Genomic DNA, 22,310 nt, shown 5'->3' with positions numbered 1-22,310 from the left:
ATGAATATTCGAAAAATAATGGCAGTCCGGGATGGTACGCCCCCGATTTTTTTCAGTATCTGTGTTTATTTTTGTTGTGCCATTGCGCTGCTGACAGCACCCTTTGGCCTTCATATGGGGGAGCAAAGCTTTTATCTGGCTACCTATCTCTCATTACTGGCGTTTATTCTGCATTTCAGGTATTACCTCAAAGATAAAAAAAACCTATTGCTGCCAGGTGCGATGCTGCTCACCGGCATCATCACTATTATCTGGATCGTTATTAATAAACAGCCAGATGACTATATTATTTTATATCGCCAGTATCAGGCAACCGGCCGGCTACAAATTGCCACCGCATTCTTACTGCTTTTCGTGCTCAATGAACCGCGCGCCTGGCAAAACCTCACCGCGTTGCTGGTGGTGATTGCCGGCTTTGCCGTCAATGCTTATGCCCTTTATCAGGGGCATGTCCTCCATGCTGAGCGCGTCGAACTGAATTTCGACCGTGCAACGATTGCTGCGTATATTATTACCGTGATTAATCTGCTGTTTCTTAAGGCTGCGCTGCTGTTAAATCACCGCCACAAAGTACTGCTTTTTTTTGTAATATTCATCCTTTCACTGGCAACCCTGGTTATGACCGGTACCCGCGCAGCCATGCTAACCTTCCCGGTGCTGGCGCTGATTACCGTTCTGGCCACAAAACATATTATTTCACGCAAGCATAAGATAATAATACTGACATTAATCCCGCTGCTTATTGTTTCCTGTGGGATGATTTTAAAAAACAAAATTGAAGACCGGGTGAATGACTTTCAAAAAAATATTGCCACACGGCATGAACTGACCGGTGAAAACGCAATTATCTCCCGTCTGAGCATGCAGACCGTTGCACTGCATAGCGGTTGCCACGCACTGATGGGCGAATCGGCAGAAAAACGCGGCGAAATCATTACAAAAATGGTCAAAGAAGACCCCGAACTGTATGGCGTGTTACCCTATATCACCGTGCATATGCATAATGAACTGCTGGAAACCTTCTCTCTCAAAGGGATTCCCGGGGTACTGGCTTTACTGGCGCTCTACTTAAGTTTGATTTTTAACAGTTTCCGGCCTCAGCGTAACCCGGTACTGCTTGCTATTACGCTATCACTGGTTACGTATGGTCTCAGTGACGTGATTTTCTACAGCAAAGAAGGCTCGCTGATATACTGCATTGGAATCGTTATCAGCATCCTGCTGATGAAAGCTCCGCAGGCCAGCAGGAATGTCACCTGATGCAACAGCATGCACATTTACTCAGCGTAATAATTCCCTTTTATAATGATGAGCGCTATATCACCGATTGCCTGATTTCTCTGTTTGAGCAAATCGATAATCAGGTACAGGTCGTGCTGGTTGACGATGGCTCATCCGATACCAGTAATGCGTTAGTTGCCGGGGTTATCAGCAAATACCCTGATATTCAGGTTAGCCTGATTCATCAGTCTAATCAGGGGATTGCTATGGCGCGTAACGCAGGTCTGAAACAGGCCAGCGGCAAATTTATCGCCTTTCTCGATGCCGACGATCGCCTGAGTGAAAATTATTATGCGCTCATAAAACCGGTGCTTTGCGCCGATCAGGATGATCTGATTGATTTTGACTATCAGCGGTTTAGCGATAGCCCGCCTGAAACAATCCCGGGCGAAAAAGCGCAGCGCATACCCTATGACTTCGCCACTGAAGGTCTTGCCTGTCTGACACCGCTGTTTACCCGTTCAATGTGGCATTTGTGGAACCGTATTTATCGTAAATCCTTGCTGGCTGGCGAGCATTTTGAACCGGGCAGGCGTTATGAAGACGTGATCTTTGCGCCCTTCCAGTATCTGAAAACACAAAAAATCGCGCATCTGAATAACACTCTTTACTACTACCGGGACAATGCGTTTGGCATTACCCGCAACATCAAAAAAAGCGACATTGATGATATCCATTTTGCGCTGAACAAAATGATTCGCTATGTGGCCACGCACGGCAACGACCCGCAGCTACGCCGGCTGGCTGCGGGAATGCTACTCAATTGTTTTAATGAAATTAAGAACATGACCAAAGCGGTGTATGGATTTTATCGCTACGATGCCGCGGTAAAACGCGATATTAAAATAGCCGCCAGTATCTGTCAGGGAAGCGGCATCGCAAGTAAAAAAGTGCTGCAAATGCGCTTTCCGCAGGTAGATACCGTTCTGTCAGCACTGCGGCTCGCGTTTAAAAAATCTAAACCGCCTCAGACCCGGTCGTCTGCTTAAGGCGTTTTCGACTGGCATACTCACTTAACGTCATCCCCTGAGTACGCGGCTGTAACCAGCTGAACAACTGCTCTAAATCAGTATAAAGGCGTTCAATATCAGCGTCATTTTTAAAGGTCGGGCTGCCGTCCGGCATAAATTCGGAAGAGTGCAGCATAAACTCGACATAATCGTTACCCTGTGCCAGCGTTTGTTCAACCACCCGTTTCATCTGCGCCAGATTACCGCCGGTAGGGCGCAGCCAGTTAACTGACGCCCCGCGTTTTTTACCTCGTACCCGGTTCCACGCCTGTTTAAGCTGGGTCTTCAGCGGGCCATAGCGATACTGAATGGACATTGGCAACTCAAGCAAACCCGACGCCGCCGGCCTTGCTATATCATCGGGGTCAATATAGTAAGCCCTATCGGGAAAATGGCGATAGTCTGTTCCCCCTTGCCCCTGCGGTGCACCGCGGGCACTACGCCAGTCAACTCTGGGCGTTACCGAGCAGTCCACCCAGTAACCATGTTCCAGCAGCACACGTGCGTAAACAGAATTGAATGCCCAACGTCCGGCACGATGACTGCGCATTTTCACCCCAAATTTCTGCTCCAGCAGCGTCGTCATATAGGCCACTTTCTCCCGCAACACCGATTCAGGGTACTCAATTAAATAGGGCTGATGGTGCCAGTCATCGTCAGTCAGGGGATAATCAGGCGGACTGAACCAGGCGTGCAGGTGCATACCAATTTCCCCCTGCTGGCGCGCCAGCACGTCGCGTCCGAACTCAACGTATGCCGGATCGCTGGCCATTTCAAAATTAGTCAGCCAGGTAGGTTTAAACTGGTACTTTTCACACAGCGCCTGGAAGCGGGGTAAAAAGCGGGTGTTATGCGTCGTCACCTCGCCGTGACGATTACGCCAGAGGTTATCGCCTTCAGTATCAAGCGTGATAAGAAACGCAGGTTTTTCCATAAAAAGCTCACACCAGCCAAAAGAAGACCTATGTTACGCACGCCGTTACCCTGAGGCAAAGTGTTTGCACTGCGATTTCACCGACCACGGATATCTCATCGCAACAGAATATTTTACACTAGAAGCAATACCCTGACCGAATCAACGCATTGCCAACAAGCCTGAACTGACTCAGGCGGTTATCAGCCAGAGCAAACCATCGTATGCCGGCCGGTTTTGTTGCTAACCATTCAGCCAGACGTCTGCGGATGACAGGCTGGCAATTTGAGGTACTTATCTTGTCCAGAAGCATTTTATTAATCATTGATGGTCTGCCTGGTGGCGGCGCAGAAAAAGTGGTGCTGACTCTGGCAGAGGGGCTGGTTAATGCCGGGCATCGGGTGGCCATTTTCTCGCTGCGCAATGTCTGCGAATACCCCCTTCCCGCCGGAGTCGAATATCAGGTGATAGCGGATCGTTGCCGCCGCCCCTGGCGCAAACTGACGGAGTTACGCCGGCGAGCGGCATTGCTGGACAAGGCTATCCGCCACTATCAAACACAACAGGGTGAATGTGATCTGGTGCTCTCCAATCTGCATAAAACCGATCGCATCGTCAGCCGCTGCCGGTCAATCGCTGGCGCTAAAACCTGGTATTGCCTGCACGGCGTATTTTCTGCGTCATACCTTGGCGGCAAAACCGGCTTTTCCCGCTGGCTGAAACGCTGGAAAATACGGCGGGTCTATCAGGGACGCCAGGTCATTGGCGTTTCACAATATGTTGTTGACGATCTGGTAAATCGCATTGGCGTGACGCCACGAGTCGCTAAGGTCATTGCCAATCCGTTCGATTTTCGCAAGATTCACCAGCTGGCCGAGGCGCCCTGTGCGCTGGCTGGCACAGACTACCTGCTTCATGTCGGACGTTTTCACCCGGCTAAACGCCACGATCGCTTACTGGAGGCATATGCATTAAGCGGTATTCAGGCTCCGCTGGTCCTGCTGGGACAGGGTGATGACGGTGCGCAACAACGCCTGCGTCAGCTGGCGGAATCGCTGGCTATCAGCGAGCGGGTACAGTTTGCCGGATTTCAGGCCAATCCGTATCCGTGGATTAAGCATGCGCGCCTGCTTATTGTCAGTTCAGACAGTGAAGGGTTTGGCAATGTACTGATTGAGGCCCTCTGTTGTAATACGCCGGTGGTCAGTACCCGTTGTCCTGGCGGCCCAGCCAGCATTCTCACCGGAGAGTTATCCCGCGGTCTTGCCGAGCTGAATGCCAAATCGTTAGGTAAGAAAATAGAGGAAATTTACCACAACCCGCCGCCGGCTCAGGCAACCCGGCTGGAAAGCTACAGCCTGCCGGTTATCTGTCAGCAGTATTTACAGCTGGCCGATAAGCGCTGAAACCAGCTGTCTGGTGCTGACAGGCCCTCTTTGTGTGCAGATCGTGCCATCGTCACAATCTGCCTTCTCAGACGTGTTAGACTGCCTCAATGTCGATGGATCACGCGCCGGATAAAATTGGGCGCAGACAGATTTGAACTGGTTATCTGACGCAAGCTTGCTGCAAAAAGACAGGGATTGTCGGGCAGGATGTTATTATGACGTTGTTTCATCTTCCATGTCTTCAATCCGACCGGACATCAGGTGCCGGGCTCGTTTATTTCATCAGCCAGGACCGTTACCGGCAACACTCTGGCTGAGCAGCGCCGGGCTTCCGTTTACAGAAAACGTTTACTCTCCCGAAAATCACAATAAACGGATTTATGGCACCGCAGTCACTTTGTTCACCACAATTAAGCATCATTATTCCTCTGTATAATGCGGGCGACTATTTCGACGCCTGTATGCAGGCGTTACTGGCTCAAACGCTGACCTCTCTGGAAATTATTATCGTTAACGACGGCTCCACCGACCCATCCGGTCAGAAAGCCCACGCCTATGCCGAAAAATACCCGCATATAAGGGTAATTGATCAGCAAAACGGCGGGGTTTCCCGGGCACGTAACGCCGGGCTGACCGTGGCCCGTGGCCAGTATGTCACCTTCCCTGACGCGGACGATACCATGCAGCCCTGCATGTACCAGACGCTGATAGACATGGCATTACGGGATAATCTTGATGTGGTTCAGTGCAATGCTGAACGCTGGTCACTGGCAGCAAAAAAATCCTACCCTTTAATCCCAACCACACGCTTACGCACAACCCCGGTGCTCAGCGGTCCGGTATGGCTGAATAAGGCCCTTCTCACTAATCGCTATCTGCATGTGGTCTGGGCTGGTATCTATCGGCTGTCACTGATTCGCACACTACAACTTGATTTTGAACCTGGATTGCATCACCAGGACATCCCCTGGACCACTGAACTGATGCTAAACGTAAAGCGGGTTCGCTATACCGATCGAATTCTTTACCGTTACGTTATGCATAATCAGTCGGTCAGCCACCAAAAACGAACCGGCCAACGTAACGTTGAATATCAGCGTCACTACTTTAAAATTGTGCGTATGCTGGATGAGATAAACCAGCGCTATCGCGCACGGATAAAACTTTATCCTGCGTTTTACCGCCAGGTGACGCGCGAGGCACTGACGCTATGTCATGCCATCCGCCGGGAACCTGAGCCTGACGCCCAACAGACGATGATTTCCGAACTGTTCACTCAGGGAATACATCTGATTATGTTGCGAAATGCACGCGGTCTGAAACAATGGTATCAGCTATTACTTTGGTTAGGCCGGCTGCTTTGGTGGCGGCAAACCTAATTTATTTTTATCCGTTTTACTTTACCTCAAGAGTGACCACTGATGAGCATACCCGCCCACTTCACCCCGCAACGGGTGTTGGTTATAAAACTGCGCCACCATGGTGATATGCTACTGACCACGCCAGTCATCAATGCGCTGCATCAGCGTTATCCTCAAGCAAAAATCGATGTGCTGCTGTATAAAGAAACCCAGCCGATGCTAGCCGCACACCCGGCAATCAACCAACTTTTAATTATCGATCGCCAGTGGAAAAAAGAAGGGGTCTGGCGACATCTCAGGCACGAATGGCAGCTGCTGAGACAACTACGTCAGCAGAAATACGATCTGATAATCAATCTTGCCGATCAGTGGCGCAGCGCCTTACTGACGCTGTTTAGCGCCGCGCCGGTTCGCATTGGTTTTGATTACGATAAACGCCAGAGCTTTTTATGGCGTATTGCTCATCCGACGCGGGTTTCCACCGCCCGTTTTGAACAACTGCATACCGCAGAACAGAATCTGCAGGCACTTTTACCTCTTGGCATTGCCAGCGATGGGGCTCGCGCCTCCATGCATTACCACGATGAAGACTGGCAACATGTTGAACAAATGCTACGCGACAAAGGCATCAGCCAGCCATGGATTGTTATTCAACCCACCTCACGCTGGATATTTAAATGCTGGAGCGATGAGCAATTTGCTACGCTCTTAAGCGAACTGGCCAGCCCGGACTATCAGCTGGTGCTGACCAGCGCACCGGACAAGGGTGAGCTGCAAATGATTACCAATATAATGACGCTCAGTACCAATAAACAGGTAGTTTCCCTGGCCGGCGAGCTCTCTCTGACCGAACTGGCAGCATTGATTGATCATGCCTGTTTGTTTATTGGTGTTGATTCAGCGCCGATGCATATGGCTGCCGCTCTCGACACTCCTTGTATTGCGTTGTTTGGCCCGACCAAACTGACACAATGGCGGCCCTGGGGTCCGCATAATCAGGTAATCTGGGCCGGTGATTATGGCGCGTTACCGGATCCTGATAGCATCAATACCCACACAGAAACCCGCTATCTTTCCTCGATTCCGGTTGAAAAAGTTGCCGATGCGGCAAGGAGTTTTCTTAATGACTAAAACCCGCCTGGCCATCGTCCGACAGAAATACCGCCCGGATGGCGGTGCAGAACGTTTTATCGCCCGTGCGCTGGAAGCCCTCGATGATGATACGCTGGAATTAAACATTATTACCCGCAGCTGGCAGGGCGATCCCAATCCTGAATGGCAACTGCATATCTGCAACCCGCAAAAGTGGGGGCGCATCTCACGGGAAAGTGGATTTGCCCGGGCAGCACGCGCCTGCTGGGAGCGCGAGAAATTTGACATAGTGCAGAGTCATGAACGCATTGCCGGCTGCGACATTTTCCGCGCCGGCGACGGTGTTCATCGCGTGTGGCTGGAGCAGCGCGCCCGCATCCTGTCGCCCCTGCAACGACTGCTGAGCGTCTTCAGCCGCTATCATCGCTATGTTACCCGCGCCGAAGCGGCCATGTTTCGCTCACCGGCGCTGAAAAAAATCATCTGCAACTCAACCATGATCAAGCAGGATATCATGCGCTGCTTTCAGGTCCCGGAAGAGAAATTTGCGGTCATTTATAACGCAATTGATCATAACAAATTCGTCCCGGCGACCGCGCAACAACGTCAGGCCATGCGTTATAAGCTGGCCATTGCAGATGAGGCCAAAGTGTTTATCTATGTCGGCTCTGGCTTTGAGCGTAAAGGCCTGCGTGCAGCCATACAGGCTTTATCGCACAATAGCGCACACTTAATTGTTGTCGGACAGGATAAGCAACAAAAGCGTTATCAGACCCTTGCGCGTCAGCTCGGCTGTGAAACGCGGGTTCATTTCGTCGGCGTACAGCAGCAGGTGATACCGTTCTATCATGCGGCTGACGGGCTGGTCTTGCCCACACTTTACGATCCCTTTCCCAATGTCATACTGGAAGCCATGGCCTGTGGTTTACCGGTTATCACCAGTACAACCTGCGGTGGCGCTGAGTTTATCCGGCAAGGTTTTGAAGGTTACGTTACCGATGCGCTGGATGTGACTGCCATCGCACAGGCTATGCAACAGATCCCGCGATTGAGCGAAGACCGACGCATGGCTGATGCCGCCCGCCAGCGTATTCTGCCTTACACACCACAGGCGCTGGCCCGGCAGTTACACGACCTGTATCAACAGGTGCTACACCCCGCCGGATGAAGTAGTATGGGACTGGCGTATTAATCTGCTAACATATCGTATTATTTCGTTTTTTAAGCGCCTTATGGCGCATTGCCACGCGTATCCTTTTTGATTGCATGAGAACATTTTATACTGCGCTGTTGTATCTGATTCAGCCCCTTATCTGGCTTCGTCTTTGGTTACGAGGCAGGAAAGCGCCCGCTTATCGTAAACGTTGGGCCGAACGTTATGGTTACTGCGCCGGCAAAGTTTTGCCTCAGGGCATCGTGCTGCATTCGGTTTCCGTCGGGGAAACCCTGGCAGCCATCCCGTTGGTACGTGCATTACGTCACCGCTATCCAACCCTGCCTATTACCGTGACCACCATGACGCCCACCGGCTCAGAGCGCGCCCAGTCTGCTTTTGGCAAAGACGTTCAGCATGTGTATTTACCGTACGACCTGCCCGGGGCAATTAATCGCTTTCTGGACAATGCCCAGCCGAGGCTGATGATCATTATGGAAACAGAACTGTGGCCTAATCTGATTACCCTGCTACATCAACGCAATATTCCGCTAATTATCGCCAACGCCCGCTTATCAGAGCGCTCTGCCCGTGGTTATCAGAAAATCGGAAAATTTATGCGCCAGTTATTAGCGCGTATCACCCTGATTGCCGCACAGAATGAAGAGGACGGTAACCGTTTTATCGCCCTTGGCCTGAAACGTTCACAACTGGCGGTGACTGGCAGCCTGAAATTTGATATTTCCGTGACGCCGGAACTGGCCGCACGCGCCGTCACCCTGCGCCGTCAGTGGGCGCCACGCCGCCAGGTATGGATTGCCACCAGCACCCATGAAGGCGAAGAACGTATCATCCTGGATGCACACCGTAAACTGCTTGAATGTTTCCCGCAGCTGTTATTAATTCTGGTTCCGCGCCATCCTGAGCGTTTTTCCGTAGCCTGCGATATGGCGCAAAAAAGTGGCTTTAGCTATATCACCCGCAGCAGCGGCGAAATTCCTTCCGGCAGCACCGAAGTCGTTATCGGCGATACTATGGGTGAACTGATGCTGCTGTACGGCATCGCCGACCTGGCGTTCGTTGGCGGCAGTCTGGTGGAACGTGGCGGTCATAATCCGCTGGAACCTGCCGCCCATGCAATACCGGTTCTGATGGGCCCTCACACCTTTAATTTTAAAGATATTTGTGCCCGCCTGCAGGCTGCCGACGGCCTGATCACCGTCACCGGCACTGACAGTCTGGCCCATGAAATCGCCAATTTGCTCGGTGATGAAGATTACCGCCTTTATTATGGACGCCATGCGGTGGAAGTACTGCATCAGAACCAGGGTGCATTGCAGCGTCTGCTACATTTACTGGAACCTACTCTGCCACCCCGGAATCATTAAATGACAGAACCTCTGCGTCTTTCCGTGGTATTGATTGCCAAAGATGAAGCCGAATTATTACCAGAATGCCTTGAATCGATAAGCTGGGCGGATGAAATTATTCTGCTGGAGGCTAACAGTGGCGATGCCACAAAAGAGATTGCGCGCCGTCACGGTGCCAAAGTGTTCAGCGCCGGAGAGTGGCAGGGATATGGCATACAGCGGCAGCGGGCGCAACAGCACGCCGGTGGTGATATGATTTTAATGATAGATGCTGATGAACGTGTGACCCCTGAGTTACGTTCTGCCATTGAACAGGTGTTAAATTCGCCGTTACAACGGGACGTAGTCTGGAGCATTGCCCGACGTAATTTGTTTCTCGGCCGCTTTATGCGCCACAGCGGCTGGTATCCGGATCGCGTCATCCGGCTTTATCCGTCGCATTACCAGTACAACGATAATCAGGTACATGAGTCGCTGGAAACCCTTAATGCCAGTATTCGCCCCTTACAAGGCGATTTACTCCATCTGACCTGCCGCGATTTTACCCGTTTTCAGTGGAAACAATTTGCCTATGCAGAAGCCTGGGCCAGACAGCGTTATCATCAGGGCAAGCATTGCAGTTTCTGCGCCATCTTCAGCCATACGCTGGCGGCTTTCTTTAAAACGTTCGTACTACGGGCGGGCTTTCTCGACGGCAAACAAGGCTGGTTGCTGGCTGTGGTTAACGCGCAATATACTTTCAATAAATACACTGCGCTCTGGGCGCTAAATCAGACGGCGAAAAAAGGTCCTTTATGAGCACTAAAGCGATTTATCCCGGCACGTTTGATCCCCTGACTAACGGACATCTCGACATACTGGCACGTGCATCACGCATGTTTGACAGCATCATACTGGCTATTGCCGCCAGTCCCAGCAAAAAACCACTGTTTAGCCTGGAGGAACGCGTCGATTTAGCACGTCAGTCGGTGCAACACCTGCCGAATGTCAAGGCGATAGGTTTCAGTGACTTAATGGCAAACTTTGCCCGGCAACAACACGCAAATATACTGATCCGTGGCCTGCGTGCCGTGTCCGATTTCGAATATGAGATGCAATTAGCGCAGATGAACCGCCACCTGCTACCCGGACTGGAAAGCGTCTTTATGATGCCCGCCGGCGAGTTCTCTTTTATTTCGTCATCGCTGGTGAAAGAAGTGGCCCGTCACGGTGGCGATGTGCGCCCTTTCCTGCCGGATGTGGTCTGGCAGGCGCTAATGGCAAAGCTGTAGCTTACTTTTGGCACCGCGGGCACCAGTAAGTGCTACGCTGTCCGTGTTTACCGCTGAGTAGCGGTGTGGCACATACCCGACACGGTTCACCAGCACGACCATAAACCTGTAATTCCTGGGCAAAATAACCGGGTTTGCCATCACTCTGTAAAAAATCGCGCAGCGTAGTACCACCCTGCTCAATGGCACGTAGTAATACTGCTTTAATGGATCGTACCAGCATGTCAGCTTCATCACCGCTCAGGGTCATCGCCGGACGGTCCGGCAAAATACCGGCAGCAAAAAGTGATTCGCTGGCATAAATATTACCCACGCCAACAACCAGCTTATTATCCATCAGCCAGGGTTTGATTGCCGTGCGTCTGGCTCGTGATTTTAGCGACAGATATTCCCCGGTAAAAGCCTCACTGAGAGGCTCCGGTCCGAGGTGGGCCAGCACGCTGCTGGCTGCCGGGTCTGCACTCCATAACCAGGCACCAAAACGCCTCGGATCGGTATAGCGCAATACTTTGCCATTACTCAACACCAGATCGACATGGTCATGCTTTGCCGCGGGCTGTTCTTCCGGCAGAATTCTCAGACTTCCCGACATACCAAGGTGAATAATGATCCAGCCGGTCGGCAGTTCAAGCAGCAAATATTTAGCCCGCCGCTGTAAACTCAGCACCGGCTGATCGCTCAGGGCATGAATTTCTCCGGAAACCGGCCAGCGTAAGCGAGAATTACGTACTATTGCATGCAATATTGTCTCACCAACCAGATGTGGCGCGATTCCCCGCCGGCTGGTTTCAACCTCTGGTAATTCAGGCATCGTCCCTCTCCTTCAACCTCTGCAGCGGAACCCAAATAAAAAAACCTCGCCGGAGCGAGGTTTTTTATTCTACTTCATCACTAAATCAATTACTTGATTTTAGCTTCTTTGTAGATCACGTGCTGACGCACAACCGGATCGAACTTTCTCAGTTCAAGTTTTTCCGGTTTAGTACGCTTGTTTTTCGTGGTGGTATAGAAGTGACCTGTACCAGCAGAGGAAACCAGCTTGATCTTCTCACGAATACCTTTAGCCATGATTTATTCCTTAGTACTTCTCACCACGGGCACGCAGTTCAGACAGAACGGTGTCGATGCCCTTTTTATCAATAACACGCATACCTTTAGCAGATACACGCAGAGTAACAAAACGCTTCTCGCTTTCAACCCAGAAACGGTGTGAATGCAGGTTAGGCAGGAAACGGCGTTTCGTCGCGTTCAGCGCGTGTGAACGGTTGTTACCGGTCATCGGACGCTTGCCAGTTACTTGGCAGACTCGTGACATGTCAATTCTCCAAAAATCAAATCAGCTCGAGCTTCAAAAAACAGGGTTTCTGGCCGCCTCGTCAGGCTCTTAGCCTGTCCAGACTGGTTCTATGTGAACCCGCTGAGCAGGCCCAAACGCCAAACCCGAGATTCTCAAAGGTGGCGTAGTATACGCCCTGTAACGCAGGCGCTCAAGTCCCGAACAAATAAAGATCCTGATGGATCGCCTGAGAACCGGTTTTAAACCATAAAAAAGCCGGCATCATGCTCTTTCCGGTGGGATCATAGCCAGCCTCTTTCGGCAAATGAGACACTCGCACCATGGCCAATCACGATATGATCGAGCAGGCGAATAGAAAAAAAAGCGCAGGCCTGTTTTAACTGAGCGGTCAACTGGCGATCGGCGCGACTCGGCTCAGGCACCCCTGACGGATGGTTGTGCGCAACAATCAGCGCGGCGGCATTCAGCTTTAAAGCCCGGCGAATAATTTCCCGTGGATGTACTTCAACTGAATTGAAGGTACCCGCAAACATCTCCTCAGCGGTCAGTACCTGGTGCTGATTATCGAGAAATATCGTCATAAATATCTCCCGTTGCTGACGCATCAGGCGACGCTGTAAAAAACGCTGCGTTGAATGCGGGCTGGTGAGACTTTCATCCCGCAGACTCTGACTATCATAGAAACGGTCCGCCAGCTCGGCAATGGCATGCAGTTGGGCAAATTTCGCTTCGCCAATCCCGCTAATCTGATTAAGCGCCTGGCGGTCGGCCTGCAAAATACTGCGCAAAGAACCAAAAGTTTTTAACAGGTTCTCTGCAACTTCCAGCACATGCTGCGTGCGGGTTCCGGTGCGTAAAAACAGTGCCAGCAACTCAGCATCGCTAAGCATTTCAACACCGTATTTGCGCATTTTTTCCCGTGGCGGGAGTGCTACCCACGTTTTACTCATCCTTTCTTCCCTGAACATGGCATTAACCTGATCATGCAACCACTCTCTTTTCGCCTCCACTTTCCCGGTGCGGTTTCCCGGCAAAGCTCGCAAAACCGGCCTGACCTGAGCGCCCCCCTGCCGGGTTTAGCTTACTGTGGTAAGATAAACTCATAACGTAACGTAGCGTGCCGTACCTGCTACCGGGTCTGCTGGGGCAAACATCATGATGGAATTACAGGGCAAAAAAATCGTGCTGGGCGTAAGTGGCGGCATTGCGGCCTATAAAACGCCTGAACTGGTGCGTCGTCTGCGCGACAAAGGCGCAGAGGTCCGGGTCGCGATGACCGCAGCCGCTAAAGCCTTTATCACACCGCTCAGTTTACAGGCCGTTTCAGGTTCTCCGGTCTCCGATAGCCTGCTTGATCCGGCAGCAGAAGCGGCGATGGGCCATATTGAGCTGGCTAAATGGGCCGATCTGGTTATTCTTGCACCGGCCACTGCCGACCTGATTGCGCGCCTGGCCTGCGGGATGGCGGACGATTTAGTCAGCACGCTTTGTCTGGCAACCGCCGCCCCGATTGCCATTGCCCCGGCCATGAATCAACAGATGTTTCGCGCAGAGATAACACAGGAGAACCTGACACGACTGGCAAAGCGCGGCGTTCTGATTTGGGGACCCGATAGCGGCAGTCAGGCTTGTGGCGACATCGGCCCCGGCCGGATGACAGACCCGCTGGCCATCGTCGCGGAGGCTGTCGCCTGGGCCTCGCCCGTCAAGGATCTGCAACACCTGAATATTATGATTACGGCAGGCCCAACGCGCGAAGCCGTCGATCCGGTCCGATTTATCTCCAACCATAGCTCAGGAAAAATGGGATTTGCCATTGCAGAAGCCGCCGCGCGCCGCGGTGCACAGGTTACCCTGGTTGCCGGACCGGTGACTCAGCCAACGCCGGCTGGCGTTCAGCGTATCGACGTCATCAGCGCAGTGGACATGCAGCAGGCGGTGATGCAGCAGGCCGCTCATCAGCATATTTTTATCGGCTGTGCCGCCGTCGCTGATTACCGCGCCTGCGAAGTCGCTGCAGAAAAATTAAAAAAACAGGGTAATGAATTCACTCTGCGCATGATAAAAAACCCTGATATCGTAGCCGGCGTTGCGGCAATGACCAGTGGACGACCTTATGTTGTCGGATTTGCGGCTGAAACCCAGAATGTGGAAGAATACGCCCGACAAAAGCGGCTGCAGAAAAACCTCGATTTAATCTGCGCCAACGATGTGTCCGTGGCGGGACAAGGTTTCAACAGCGATAATAATGCGCTGCATCTTTTCTGGCAGAAGGGTGAAAAGGTCCTGCCGTTCAGCGATAAAAAGCGCCTTGGCCAGCAATTATTAGACGAGATTATTCTTCGTTATGATGAAAAAAATAGACATTAAAATCCTCGATCCGCGCGTCGGAAGTACTTTTCCATTACCGGCCTATGCCACTTCCGGTTCTGCCGGGCTCGATTTGCGCGCCTGTCTGGATGACGCCATTGTACTCGCCCCTGGAAAAACAACGCTGGTTCCTACCGGACTGGCAATACATATTGGCGACCCCCAGCTGGCCGCTGTCATTCTTCCGCGCTCCGGCCTTGGCCATAAGCACGGTATCGTCCTGGGAAATCTGGTCGGGTTGATCGATTCAGATTATCAGGGGCAACTGATGGTCTCCGTATGGAACCGCGGCCAGGATACTTTTACCATTGAACCCGGCGAGCGCATCGCTCAGCTGGTTTTTGTACCGGTGGTGCAGGCTGAATTTAATCTTGTTGAATCTTTTGATGCCAGCCAGCGCGGTGAAGGAGGATTTGGCCATTCCGGCCGGCAATAAGCGTCTCATCCGCAGTATCGCAGGCGTTTAATGCCTGATAATACGCTTCACATATCCTGATTCCTGGTAGGTAACTTGCCTGCCAGGGGAACGTGAGCTTATGTCCATTGAAGGTGATTTTCAGGGGTCCATGCAGAGATGGCAGAACAAAAACGCGCCAGAAAAAACCGCCGTGATGAGATATTGCAGGCGCTGGCACAAATGCTGGAATCCAGCGATGGCAGTCAGCGCATTACCACAGCGAAACTGGCAGCAACCGTTGGCGTTTCGGAAGCGGCGCTTTATCGCCACTTCCCCAGTAAAACCAAAATGTTTGACAGTCTGATTGAATTTATCGAAGACAGTCTGATTACACGCATCAATCTGATTTTACAGGATGAAAAAGAAACGCTGCCACGACTGCGCCTGATTACACAGCTGATCCTCGGTTTCGGTGAACGCAATCCCGGACTGACACGTATTCTTACCGGACACGCACTGATGTTTGAGCAGGATCGCCTGCAGGGGCGCATTAATCAGCTGTTCGAGCGCATTGAGGTACAGTTACGCCAGGTATTACGTGAGCGGAAATTACGTGAAGGTAGCAGCTTTAGCCACGATGAAACCCTGCTTGCCAGCCAGCTGCTGGCAAACTGTGAAGGCCTGCTTTCACGCTACGTTCGTTCTGAATTTCGCTACCGGCCAACTGAGGATTTTGATACGCGCTGGCCACTCATCGCGGCTCAGTTTATTTAAGTTTCCTGCCGGCGGGTGACCCGCCGGCAGGAAAAGCGACAAAATAAACGGGTCACAGTCACGCTTTCGCACTCTGTCATTCAGCGATTTTCAAGCCGTTTTTATGCCATAAGCTTTCTGATAAGCCCGTACTTTAGCCAGATGATCCGCCAGCTCGGCTTTTTCTTCCAGATAGCTAATCAGATCGCTCAGGGTAATAATCGCGATAACTTTGCATTGATAATCGCGCTCAACCTCCTGGATAGCAGAGATATCCGCTTGTCCCCGTTCCTGGCGATCCAGCGAAATCAGCACCCCTGACAACTGCGCATTGTTAGCCTGAATCAGGGCCATTGACTCACGGATAGCGGTCCCAGCGGTAATAACATCGTCCAGCAGCATCACTTTCCCTTGTAACGGACTGCCAACCAGCAGACCGCCTTCCCCGTGATCTTTGGCTTCTTTACGGTTAAAACACCAGGGAACATCACGGTCATGGTGATCGGCCAGCGCCACGGCGGTAGTGGTTGCAATTGGAATGCCCTTATAGGCCGGCCCAAACAGCAGATCAAAATCAATCCCGGAATCAATCAGTGCCTGGGCATAAAAACGCCCCAGCAACGCAATATCACGCCCGGTATTAAAAAGCCCGGCATTAAAAAAATAGGGGCTGATACGCCCGGATTTCAGCGTGAACTCACCAAACTTTAACACCTGTTTGTTCAGGGCAAACTCAATAAACTGTCGCTGCCAGGCTTTCATTTTCGTTTCCTCATTAGATAAAAAAGGCGACTCTCTGGCCGCCTGTATCATCAGTCTGTCAGGGCCGCTTTTTGCGCCGCCACCAGGGTGGTAATACCGCCGCGCGCTAAATCAAGCAACGTCAAAAGCTCTTCATGGCTGAAAGGCTCGCCCTCTGCCGTTCCCTGAACTTCAATCATACGACCATCTTCCATCATCACGACATTCATGTCGGTTTCAGCAACAGAATCTTCCAGATATTCCAGATCACAAACCGCATGACCTTTAACAATACCCACTGAAATAGCCGCGACCATGCCTTTCATTGGATTGCTCGTCAGCTGCCCTTTCCTGACCATGCCATTTAGGGCATCGGCCAGGGCAACACAGGCGCCGGTAATAGATGCAGTACGCGTGCCGCCATCGGCCTGAATCACATCACAGTCAAGCGTAATGGTATATTCACCCAGCTGATGCAAGTCCACTGCAGCACGCAGTGAGCGGGCAATCAGACGCTGAATTTCCAGCGTGCGCCCCCCTTGTTTACCTTTCGCCGCCTCACGCGCATTACGGCTGTGGGTGGCTCGTGGCAACATACCGTACTCGGCGGTAATCCATCCCTGTCCCTGACCTTTCAGAAAACGGGGGACACCCTCCTCAACGGTCGCGTTACACAGCACTTTTGTTTCGCCGAATTCAACCAGTACAGAGCCTTCCGCGTGTTTAGTATAATGACGGGTAAGGGTAACGGGGCGCACCTGTTGTGCATGACGGCCTGCTGGACGCATAAATTCTCTCCGGCGGTATTAGGATTTGGCTGCGCATTATACGGAATTCGTTGGCCAATGCCTATCCCGCTAAAAACAGGCAGGATGCCGTTATCATCGGCTATTAACACGTTATGACACCAGAACCTGTTAACCCCAGCCGCGCATCGCTATAATCAGCTGAACATTCATTATTTACGGATAAGTCACATGATTCGCAGTATGACCGCCTACGCCCGGCGTGAAATCAAAGGCGACTGGGGCAACGCCGCATGGGAACTACGTTCAGTTAACCAACGTTACCTGGAAACATATATCCGTCTGCCTGAGCAGTTCCGCAGCCTTGAGCCAGTAATACGTGAAAGACTGCGTAGTCGCCTGACGCGCGGCAAAGTAGAGTGCGGTCTGCGTTTTGATGCCAACCTGCAGGCACAGGGAGATTTGATTCTCAATGAACCGCTGGCAGTTCAGTTGGTAAAAGCGGCTAACTGGGTAAAAATGCAGAGTGATGAAGGGGAAATTAATCCACTGGATATTCTGCGCTGGCCAGGAGTGATGTCGGCCGGAGAGCAGGACCTGGACGCCATCGCGGAAGCATTAATGGATGCGCTAAACCACGCGATTGATGATTTTATTGCCGCACGGGAAAGTGAAGGTAACGCGCTGAAAAGCCTGATAGAACAGCGTCTGGCGGGCGTCAGCAGCGAAGTCAGTAAGGTACGCGCACATATGCCAGACGTTGTGAAATGGCAGCGCGAGCGCCTGGTGAGCAAGCTGGAAGACGCAGAAGTACAAACTGACAGTAATCGTCTTGAACAGGAACTGGTGATGATGGCGCAACGTATCGATGTCGCCGAAGAGCTGGATCGTCTTGATGCCCACGTCAAAGAAACCTATAACATCCTGAAGAAAAAAGAGGCCGTTGGCCGCCGTCTCGATTTTATGATGCAGGAGTTTAATCGTGAGTCGAATACGCTGGCCTCTAAATCTATTAACGCTGAAATCACCACCTCAGCTATTGAGCTTAAGGTACTGATTGAACAAATGCGCGAGCAGATTCAGAATATCGAATAAATTCTTTTAAAGTCTGCCAAAACCCATAAGCACATGTTAAATGGGCTTTTTATTATAATACATGCCGCTATCCTCCATTTAAATCCACTGCCATCCGGGTAGTAAAGCAGGTAGAAAATAGCGTTACTTCTCAGAGGAGGTACCCTGGAAGCTACTTACTATCCACTAACAATAGCGGAACAATCTGACACCCGAAGAATAGCGGATGCTGCACACTGACGCCGGAACCTCAAAAAGTGCATGGAACTAAAACGGGTACCTTTACACCCGATCTCACCGCCTTCTAACTAAAAACCACAGGGACAACCGTTTCAAGAGACACACCGTACCGGAAGAAATTAAAAAAGGTGAGAGCCCCATCTCAATTATCCTTTCGGCTGATAAAACCGATGTCACATTGACTCGCATCAGCGGATACCGGTAAAAAAGCCATGATTAATCATGGCTTTTTTCGGGTTAGATGGTTTTATACTGTACGCTTACGGTGCACAAATGCCTGGCGTCCCGCATACTGTGCATCTTCCCCCAGCGCCTGTTCAATTCGCATCAACTGGTTGTATTTCTCTACACGCTCACCGCGGCAAGGGGCCCCGGTCTTAAGGTGACCTGCCCGAAGGGCAACGGTCATATCAGCAATGAAACTATCGGTCGTTTCACCACTGCGGTGAGAAATGAATGCGCCCCAGCCATGCTGCTGACAGAGCGCAACAGCATCAAAAGTCTCGCTTAATGTTCCAATCTGATTCAGCTTAATCAGTGCTGCACTGGCAAGATTTTCTTCAATACCTCGTTGAATATACTTCACATTGGTAACAAACAGATCGTCACCTACCAGTTCTACCCGGTCACCAAGCCGCTGGCAGAGATATTTCCAGCCATCCCAGTCATCTTCAGCCAGGCCATCTTCCAGCAGTACGATGGGAAACTGATCCATCAGCTCGCCATAATAGTCCGTCATCTCCCTTGCGTTCAGCGTACTGCCTTCGGTGCGCAGGAAATAGTGGCCATTGGAATAAAATTCGCTGGAGGCCGGGTCCATGCAAATACTGATGTCTTCACCGGGACGGTAACCGGCTTTTTCAATTGCCTGCACAATGAATGTCAAAGGCTCGCGGTTGGTGGCCACCGCTGGCGCGAATCCCCCTTCATCACCCACGGCTACCGGGAGATTTTTCGCCAGCAGGATCTCACGCAACGCCTGATATACCTCACTGCCCTGACGCACCGCCTCAGCCAGGGTCAGGGCACCATGCGGTGCTATCATAAACTCCTGAAAATCCGCCCCCTGGCCGCGAGCATGCACCCCGCCGTTGATAATGTTCATACAGGGTACGGGCAGCAAATTTGCCTGCAATCCGCCCAGATAGCGATAAAGCGGCTGACGGGTTACCTTCGCTGCCAGCCGGGCCACCGCCATGGAGACCCCCAGGATAGCATTAGCACCAAGCCGGCTTTTATTATCAGTGCCATCGATCATCCGCATCTGGTTATCCAGACGGCGCTGTTCACGTACGTCAATCCCCTTTATTCCCTGGCAAATTTCGCTATTGATAGCACTGACGGTTTTACGTACTCCCTTACCGCCAAAACGTGCGCTATCCTGATCCCGTCGCTCTACTGCCTCACGCGAGCCGGTGCTGGCACCAGACGGCACCGACGCACGCGCCATCTGTCCATCAACGCTAAAAACGTCCACTTCGACGGTGGGATTGCCGCGGGAGTCAAGGATCTCACGGGCAATAACATTCTCTAGTATGAAACTCATTTGTCACTCTCCTGAATCAGTTAGGGATATGTTTTATAAGAACATCCACCGTCAGGTGGTTGATGTATTCTGCCGAGCGCGACGTTAACGCACCCATGAAACGGTTGCGATGGCCGGCAATCACCAGGTCTATCCCCAGATCGGTAATACACTGGCTGAGGTCAGCAAATCGTCGCATTGTTACCAGTTCAAGTGTGTCCACCCTGCCGCTGATCATGCCGGCTAACTCGTTGAGCAACGCTCTGGCCTTTGCAACTTCTTCGGAAACCACCTCATCCATCAGGCTGTCAGAGACATAGTTCAACTGGCGGTAATCATCGCTGATGTGTGCCAGCGTGATTTTTAATCTGAGCGATTGCGCCAGCTCAGCAGCCTGAGACAGCAAAGGGATGCCATCTTTTTTATCGCTGATCAGTATCAGGGCATGTGTATAGCTGTTCATAAACAACTCCGCTTCAGTGTTAGCCGGGAGGCAAGCCAGGGCAGAAGCTGCTTTGTTCTGCTGACCATGCCCGGTACAGAACAGGAGGTCATCCTGATACCTTCCCGTCCGGCGAAATAAAGTACGGAAAATCCTTCCCTGATATCGGTAAGCATCAACACCACCAGATCGGCGTCGGTTTGCTTTGCGTGAAGCCGGATAGCGGCATGAAGATCGTTCAGGCGCGAATCAATCTGATTGAGGGAGCTCAGCTCAAGCCGGGCAATATGCACATCCATACCGGCAATAGCGAATACCTTAAGATTATTAGCCAGCAGGCAGGATGCCGTAAGGTCCGCATGATCGGTTCTGGCATAAAACAAATCGCGGCTAAAAGTAGTGAGATTCACACCAGACAACTGGGCAAGGCGGGTGGCCGCACGCAGGTCATCTTCAGTGGTGGTTGATGTGTGCAGATTGAGCGTTTCACTGAGCAGCGCCCCAAGAAGCAGCGTGGCGTAGTTCGCCGTCAAAGCCTGCGGCACCGTGGCGTCTATCAGCAACCACTGCATGGTGGCGGCGCTACCAAGTGGCCGTATCCAGGCTTCGGGAACCCACTCCGCTATCGTTCCGCCTGGCGGATGATGATCAAGAATGCCGACAATCCGGCTCTGGTAAAGGTCAGCGGGGCCTTGCGCTGGCTCGCTAAAACCCACCAGCCAGACCGCTTCATCTTTTAGCGGAATGTTGAGCACATCAGGCAATGCCAGCCCGGCATAATCAAAAATAAAACGCGTTTCCTGATTCGCTTCACCGAGCCGCCATGCCTGGGCGGGCCGGTGACAGCTTGTCAGCCAGTGAGCCGTCACTACGGCGGTACAGATGGCATCGCTGTCAGGATTAATATGACCCAGAACCTGTATCAAAGCACTATCCCCACTCAGGGAGGTATACAGGCCGGAGAGAAACGACGGACGACCTGACATACCTCCTAAAATAAAGAGTTATATCAGGCGTCATCAGCCCCAAAACGAGGCGGTTGGAGAAGGTGGAACGCCATCACCTTATGACCCCATTGTAAAACAGGATACCTCAGCTGTCAGTATAATTTTCCCACCCATCCCGCTGTGGCCAGGTTGCAGGATGACAATAGAACGCATCAGGGTGTGAAAGTCATCAGGCAGCCTCTCTGCCGCCGGATACGGCCGGTTTCGAAAATGGCGAAACCAGCTTAGCGAAATGAGTAATAGCGTGTTCTTTGAACTGCACTTTATCTTAGTGCTATGCCTGTCATTTCAGGCAGGTGCTTTATGCTGGCAGCCACAATATTTCCTCTTACCCTAAACTGCCATCAGCCTGCCGGAATATGACCCAGGTATTACTGTCAGCGTGGCTGCCTTTACCGCCGGCTATCCGCTGGCAAATACAGGACGCAGGATATCGTTGGACCAGGTATGGTAAGCGAAATAACACAAATACTGGCCGCAGATCTGTCTGATGGTCTGGCGCATCCGCAAGGGGATATTGTAGCGAAATGTCGTCATCAGGCATACGGTGACCGACGCCGCGAAGCCTGTGCGGCATGGGACTAAAGCGCGTTGTGTTAATCGCAGTCAGGCGTTAATTCTGCAGTCTCCTCCAAACGAAACTAGCGACCAATAAAAATTATTCACGGCGTTTTTAAGGAGAACTGATGAAAAGAAATTTGGGTGATGCCTCCAATTAGTAGAACATGTGTTTCTCGATAAACGCTCCAATGACTTTTTCGTGGATCTCAACTGAGCGCGAAAAGCAGATTGTTTTACGAGCCAACCGTTTAATGCGGGTGCGGAGCGTCAGGTTATTACGTTCAATGCGTTGGGTGAAAATTTTGCCCGTCAGATGCT

25 protein-coding genes and 1 riboswitch are annotated in these 22,310 nt (G+C 51.7%); of the genes, 14 read left to right on the top strand and 11 right to left on the bottom strand.

What is annotated here, in order from left to right; translation table 11 throughout:
• Together BL249_RS16295 and BL249_RS16290 are read left to right on the top strand one after the other, a co-directional pair.
• Window positions 1–1,260 carry an O-antigen ligase family protein gene (locus BL249_RS16295; protein ID WP_099706354.1) on the top strand — a complete coding sequence of 420 codons (1,260 nt, stop codon included), beginning with the start codon at window positions 1–3 and terminating at the stop codon, window positions 1,258–1,260.
• A complete protein-coding gene (locus BL249_RS16290; RefSeq protein WP_099706353.1) occupies window positions 1,260–2,270 on the top strand; it encodes a glycosyltransferase family 2 protein in 1,011 nt (336 codons plus the stop codon). Before BL249_RS16295 ends, BL249_RS16290 begins: the two co-directional genes overlap by 1 nt.
• Here the strand turns inward: BL249_RS16290 and BL249_RS16285 are convergent.
• Window positions 2,239–3,225, bottom strand: coding sequence for a deacetylase (locus BL249_RS16285; protein WP_099706352.1), 987 nt, complete (start codon window positions 3,223–3,225; stop codon window positions 2,239–2,241). The genes BL249_RS16290 and BL249_RS16285 overlap by 32 nt on opposite strands.
• A gap of 248 nt (window positions 3,226–3,473) precedes the next feature.
• Here BL249_RS16285 and BL249_RS16280 point away from each other — a divergent pair, with 248 nt between their 5' ends.
• The 7 genes from BL249_RS16280 to coaD all read left to right on the top strand — a co-directional run bounded on the left by BL249_RS16280 (window position 3,474) and on the right by coaD (window position 10,839).
• On the top strand, window positions 3,474–4,610 hold the full coding sequence (locus BL249_RS16280; protein WP_099706378.1) for a glycosyltransferase: 1,137 nt from the start codon (window positions 3,474–3,476) through the stop codon (window positions 4,608–4,610).
• Window positions 4,611–4,972: 362 nt separating this feature from the next.
• Window positions 4,973–5,971: a glycosyltransferase gene (locus BL249_RS16275; RefSeq protein ID WP_099706351.1), complete on the top strand. Its 999-nt coding sequence runs from the start codon at window positions 4,973–4,975 to the stop codon at window positions 5,969–5,971.
• A gap of 42 nt (window positions 5,972–6,013) precedes the next feature.
• Entirely contained in the window at window positions 6,014–7,084 is a 1,071-nt protein-coding gene (gene rfaQ / locus BL249_RS16270) for a putative lipopolysaccharide heptosyltransferase III (protein ID WP_099706350.1), read from the top strand.
• Window positions 7,077–8,213, top strand: coding sequence for a glycosyltransferase family 4 protein (locus BL249_RS16265; RefSeq protein ID WP_099706349.1), 1,137 nt, complete (start codon window positions 7,077–7,079; stop codon window positions 8,211–8,213). The genes rfaQ and BL249_RS16265 overlap by 8 nt, the downstream gene beginning before the upstream one ends.
• A gap of 98 nt (window positions 8,214–8,311) precedes the next feature.
• Window positions 8,312–9,586, top strand: coding sequence for a lipid IV(A) 3-deoxy-D-manno-octulosonic acid transferase (waaA, locus tag BL249_RS16260; RefSeq protein ID WP_099706348.1), 1,275 nt, complete (start codon window positions 8,312–8,314; stop codon window positions 9,584–9,586).
• A complete protein-coding gene (locus tag BL249_RS16255; protein WP_099706347.1) occupies window positions 9,587–10,366 on the top strand; it encodes a glycosyltransferase family 2 protein in 780 nt (259 codons plus the stop codon).
• The gene (gene coaD / locus BL249_RS16250) at window positions 10,363–10,839 is read left to right on the top strand and encodes a pantetheine-phosphate adenylyltransferase (protein WP_099706346.1); all 477 of its coding nucleotides are present in this window, start codon (window positions 10,363–10,365) and stop codon (window positions 10,837–10,839) included. Before BL249_RS16255 ends, coaD begins: the two co-directional genes overlap by 4 nt.
• 1 nt (window position 10,840) lies before the next feature.
• Here the strand turns inward: coaD and mutM are convergent, their stop codons facing one another.
• The 4 genes from mutM to radC all read right to left on the bottom strand — a co-directional run bounded on the left by mutM (window position 10,841) and on the right by radC (window position 13,086).
• The gene (gene mutM, locus BL249_RS16245) at window positions 10,841–11,650 is read right to left on the bottom strand and encodes a bifunctional DNA-formamidopyrimidine glycosylase/DNA-(apurinic or apyrimidinic site) lyase (protein ID WP_099706345.1); all 810 of its coding nucleotides are present in this window, start codon (window positions 11,648–11,650) and stop codon (window positions 10,841–10,843) included.
• Between the two features lie 89 nt (window positions 11,651–11,739).
• Entirely contained in the window at window positions 11,740–11,907 is a 168-nt protein-coding gene (gene rpmG, locus BL249_RS16240) for a 50S ribosomal protein L33 (RefSeq protein WP_092879130.1), read from the bottom strand.
• A 10-nt stretch (window positions 11,908–11,917) separates the two neighbouring features.
• On the bottom strand, window positions 11,918–12,154 hold the full coding sequence (gene rpmB / locus BL249_RS16235) for a 50S ribosomal protein L28 (RefSeq protein WP_099706344.1): 237 nt from the start codon (window positions 12,152–12,154) through the stop codon (window positions 11,918–11,920).
• A 263-nt stretch (window positions 12,155–12,417) separates the two neighbouring features.
• Entirely contained in the window at window positions 12,418–13,086 is a 669-nt protein-coding gene (gene radC / locus BL249_RS16230) for a RadC family protein (RefSeq protein WP_099706343.1), read from the bottom strand.
• 205 nt (window positions 13,087–13,291) lie between these two features.
• Here radC and coaBC point away from each other — a divergent pair, with 205 nt between their 5' ends.
• The 3 genes from coaBC (at window position 13,292) to slmA (ending at window position 15,677) form a co-directional block, all read left to right on the top strand.
• Window positions 13,292–14,506: a bifunctional phosphopantothenoylcysteine decarboxylase/phosphopantothenate--cysteine ligase CoaBC gene (gene coaBC / locus BL249_RS16225; protein WP_099706342.1), complete on the top strand. Its 1,215-nt coding sequence runs from the start codon at window positions 13,292–13,294 to the stop codon at window positions 14,504–14,506.
• Complete coding sequence (gene dut, locus BL249_RS16220) at window positions 14,484–14,942, top strand: dUTP diphosphatase (RefSeq protein WP_168174292.1); 459 nt, start codon at window positions 14,484–14,486, stop codon at window positions 14,940–14,942. Before coaBC ends, dut begins: the two co-directional genes overlap by 23 nt.
• 138 nt (window positions 14,943–15,080) lie before the next feature.
• Window positions 15,081–15,677 (top strand): nucleoid occlusion factor SlmA, encoded by a 597-nt coding sequence (gene slmA / locus BL249_RS16215; protein ID WP_099706340.1) that lies wholly within the window; start codon window positions 15,081–15,083, stop codon window positions 15,675–15,677.
• Window positions 15,678–15,767: 90 nt separating this feature from the next.
• On the opposite strand, the gene pyrE is transcribed toward slmA, so the two are convergent.
• Together pyrE and rph are read right to left on the bottom strand one after the other, a co-directional pair.
• The gene (pyrE, locus tag BL249_RS16210; protein WP_099706339.1) at window positions 15,768–16,418 is read right to left on the bottom strand and encodes an orotate phosphoribosyltransferase; all 651 of its coding nucleotides are present in this window, start codon (window positions 16,416–16,418) and stop codon (window positions 15,768–15,770) included.
• 50 nt (window positions 16,419–16,468) lie between these two features.
• Window positions 16,469–17,185: a ribonuclease PH gene (rph, locus tag BL249_RS16205; RefSeq protein ID WP_099706338.1), complete on the bottom strand. Its 717-nt coding sequence runs from the start codon at window positions 17,183–17,185 to the stop codon at window positions 16,469–16,471.
• A 189-nt stretch (window positions 17,186–17,374) separates the two neighbouring features.
• Between rph and BL249_RS16200 the strand changes: the two genes are divergently transcribed.
• Window positions 17,375–18,238, top strand: coding sequence for a YicC/YloC family endoribonuclease (locus BL249_RS16200; protein ID WP_099706337.1), 864 nt, complete (start codon window positions 17,375–17,377; stop codon window positions 18,236–18,238).
• 466 nt (window positions 18,239–18,704) lie between these two features.
• Here the strand turns inward: BL249_RS16200 and eno are convergent, their stop codons facing one another.
• From eno to BL249_RS16185, 3 genes are read right to left on the bottom strand one after another with little or no spacing between them, the layout of a single operon-like run.
• Window positions 18,705–20,003 carry a phosphopyruvate hydratase gene (eno, locus tag BL249_RS16195; RefSeq protein ID WP_099706336.1) on the bottom strand — a complete coding sequence of 433 codons (1,299 nt, stop codon included), beginning with the start codon at window positions 20,001–20,003 and terminating at the stop codon, window positions 18,705–18,707.
• Between the two features lie 16 nt (window positions 20,004–20,019).
• Window positions 20,020–20,445: a universal stress protein gene (locus BL249_RS16190; RefSeq protein WP_099706335.1), complete on the bottom strand. Its 426-nt coding sequence runs from the start codon at window positions 20,443–20,445 to the stop codon at window positions 20,020–20,022.
• The gene (locus tag BL249_RS16185; protein WP_199073505.1) at window positions 20,442–21,350 is read right to left on the bottom strand and encodes a DHHA2 domain-containing protein; all 909 of its coding nucleotides are present in this window, start codon (window positions 21,348–21,350) and stop codon (window positions 20,442–20,444) included. The genes BL249_RS16190 and BL249_RS16185 overlap by 4 nt, the downstream gene beginning before the upstream one ends.
• A gap of 77 nt (window positions 21,351–21,427) precedes the next feature.
• Window positions 21,428–21,497, bottom strand: a riboswitch (Fluoride riboswitch).
• 381 nt (window positions 21,498–21,878) lie between these two features.
• Between BL249_RS16185 and BL249_RS19045 the strand changes: the two genes are divergently transcribed.
• A complete protein-coding gene (locus BL249_RS19045; protein WP_158233103.1) occupies window positions 21,879–22,016 on the top strand; it encodes a hypothetical protein in 138 nt (45 codons plus the stop codon).
• A gap of 130 nt (window positions 22,017–22,146) precedes the next feature.
• Here BL249_RS19045 and BL249_RS16180 read toward each other — a convergent pair.
• A partial coding sequence (locus BL249_RS16180) for an IS1 family transposase (RefSeq protein ID WP_241898819.1) occupies window positions 22,147–22,310 on the bottom strand: 164 nt, incomplete at its 5' end.

Origin of the sequence: Erwinia sp. OLFS4 (assembly GCF_002752165.1) — a bacterium.
Lineage (GTDB): Bacteria > Pseudomonadota > Gammaproteobacteria > Enterobacterales > Enterobacteriaceae > Izhakiella.
The sequence above is the reverse complement of the archived record's forward strand: the minus strand, read 5'-3'. Positions and strand labels throughout refer to the sequence as shown.

What these genes read in the sequence shown, in the direction of transcription:
- BL249_RS16295 (WP_099706354.1), top strand. Translation starts at nt 1, where the DNA reads ATGAATATTCGAAAAATAATGGCAGTCCGGGATGGTACGCCCCCGATT.
- BL249_RS16290 (WP_099706353.1), top strand. Translation starts at nt 1,260, where the DNA reads ATGCAACAGCATGCACATTTACTCAGCGTAATAATTCCCTTTTATAAT.
- BL249_RS16285 (WP_099706352.1), bottom strand. Translation starts at nt 3,225, where the DNA reads ATGGAAAAACCTGCGTTTCTTATCACGCTTGATACTGAAGGCGATAAC.
- BL249_RS16280 (WP_099706378.1), top strand. Translation starts at nt 3,474, where the DNA reads ATGACAGGCTGGCAATTTGAGGTACTTATCTTGTCCAGAAGCATTTTA.
- BL249_RS16275 (WP_099706351.1), top strand. Translation starts at nt 4,973, where the DNA reads ATGGCACCGCAGTCACTTTGTTCACCACAATTAAGCATCATTATTCCT.
- rfaQ (WP_099706350.1), top strand. Translation starts at nt 6,014, where the DNA reads ATGAGCATACCCGCCCACTTCACCCCGCAACGGGTGTTGGTTATAAAA.
- BL249_RS16265 (WP_099706349.1), top strand. Translation starts at nt 7,077, where the DNA reads ATGACTAAAACCCGCCTGGCCATCGTCCGACAGAAATACCGCCCGGAT.
- waaA (WP_099706348.1), top strand. Translation starts at nt 8,312, where the DNA reads ATGAGAACATTTTATACTGCGCTGTTGTATCTGATTCAGCCCCTTATC.
- BL249_RS16255 (WP_099706347.1), top strand. Translation starts at nt 9,587, where the DNA reads ATGACAGAACCTCTGCGTCTTTCCGTGGTATTGATTGCCAAAGATGAA.
- coaD (WP_099706346.1), top strand. Translation starts at nt 10,363, where the DNA reads ATGAGCACTAAAGCGATTTATCCCGGCACGTTTGATCCCCTGACTAAC.
- mutM (WP_099706345.1), bottom strand. Translation starts at nt 11,650, where the DNA reads ATGCCTGAATTACCAGAGGTTGAAACCAGCCGGCGGGGAATCGCGCCA.
- rpmG (WP_092879130.1), bottom strand. Translation starts at nt 11,907, where the DNA reads ATGGCTAAAGGTATTCGTGAGAAGATCAAGCTGGTTTCCTCTGCTGGT.
- rpmB (WP_099706344.1), bottom strand. Translation starts at nt 12,154, where the DNA reads ATGTCACGAGTCTGCCAAGTAACTGGCAAGCGTCCGATGACCGGTAAC.
- radC (WP_099706343.1), bottom strand. Translation starts at nt 13,086, where the DNA reads ATGAGTAAAACGTGGGTAGCACTCCCGCCACGGGAAAAAATGCGCAAA.
- coaBC (WP_099706342.1), top strand. Translation starts at nt 13,292, where the DNA reads ATGATGGAATTACAGGGCAAAAAAATCGTGCTGGGCGTAAGTGGCGGC.
- dut (WP_168174292.1), top strand. Translation starts at nt 14,484, where the DNA reads ATGATGAAAAAAATAGACATTAAAATCCTCGATCCGCGCGTCGGAAGT.
- slmA (WP_099706340.1), top strand. Translation starts at nt 15,081, where the DNA reads ATGGCAGAACAAAAACGCGCCAGAAAAAACCGCCGTGATGAGATATTG.
- pyrE (WP_099706339.1), bottom strand. Translation starts at nt 16,418, where the DNA reads ATGAAAGCCTGGCAGCGACAGTTTATTGAGTTTGCCCTGAACAAACAG.
- rph (WP_099706338.1), bottom strand. Translation starts at nt 17,185, where the DNA reads ATGCGTCCAGCAGGCCGTCATGCACAACAGGTGCGCCCCGTTACCCTT.
- BL249_RS16200 (WP_099706337.1), top strand. Translation starts at nt 17,375, where the DNA reads ATGATTCGCAGTATGACCGCCTACGCCCGGCGTGAAATCAAAGGCGAC.
- eno (WP_099706336.1), bottom strand. Translation starts at nt 20,003, where the DNA reads ATGAGTTTCATACTAGAGAATGTTATTGCCCGTGAGATCCTTGACTCC.
- BL249_RS16190 (WP_099706335.1), bottom strand. Translation starts at nt 20,445, where the DNA reads ATGAACAGCTATACACATGCCCTGATACTGATCAGCGATAAAAAAGAT.
- BL249_RS19045 (WP_158233103.1), top strand. Translation starts at nt 21,879, where the DNA reads ATGGTAAGCGAAATAACACAAATACTGGCCGCAGATCTGTCTGATGGT.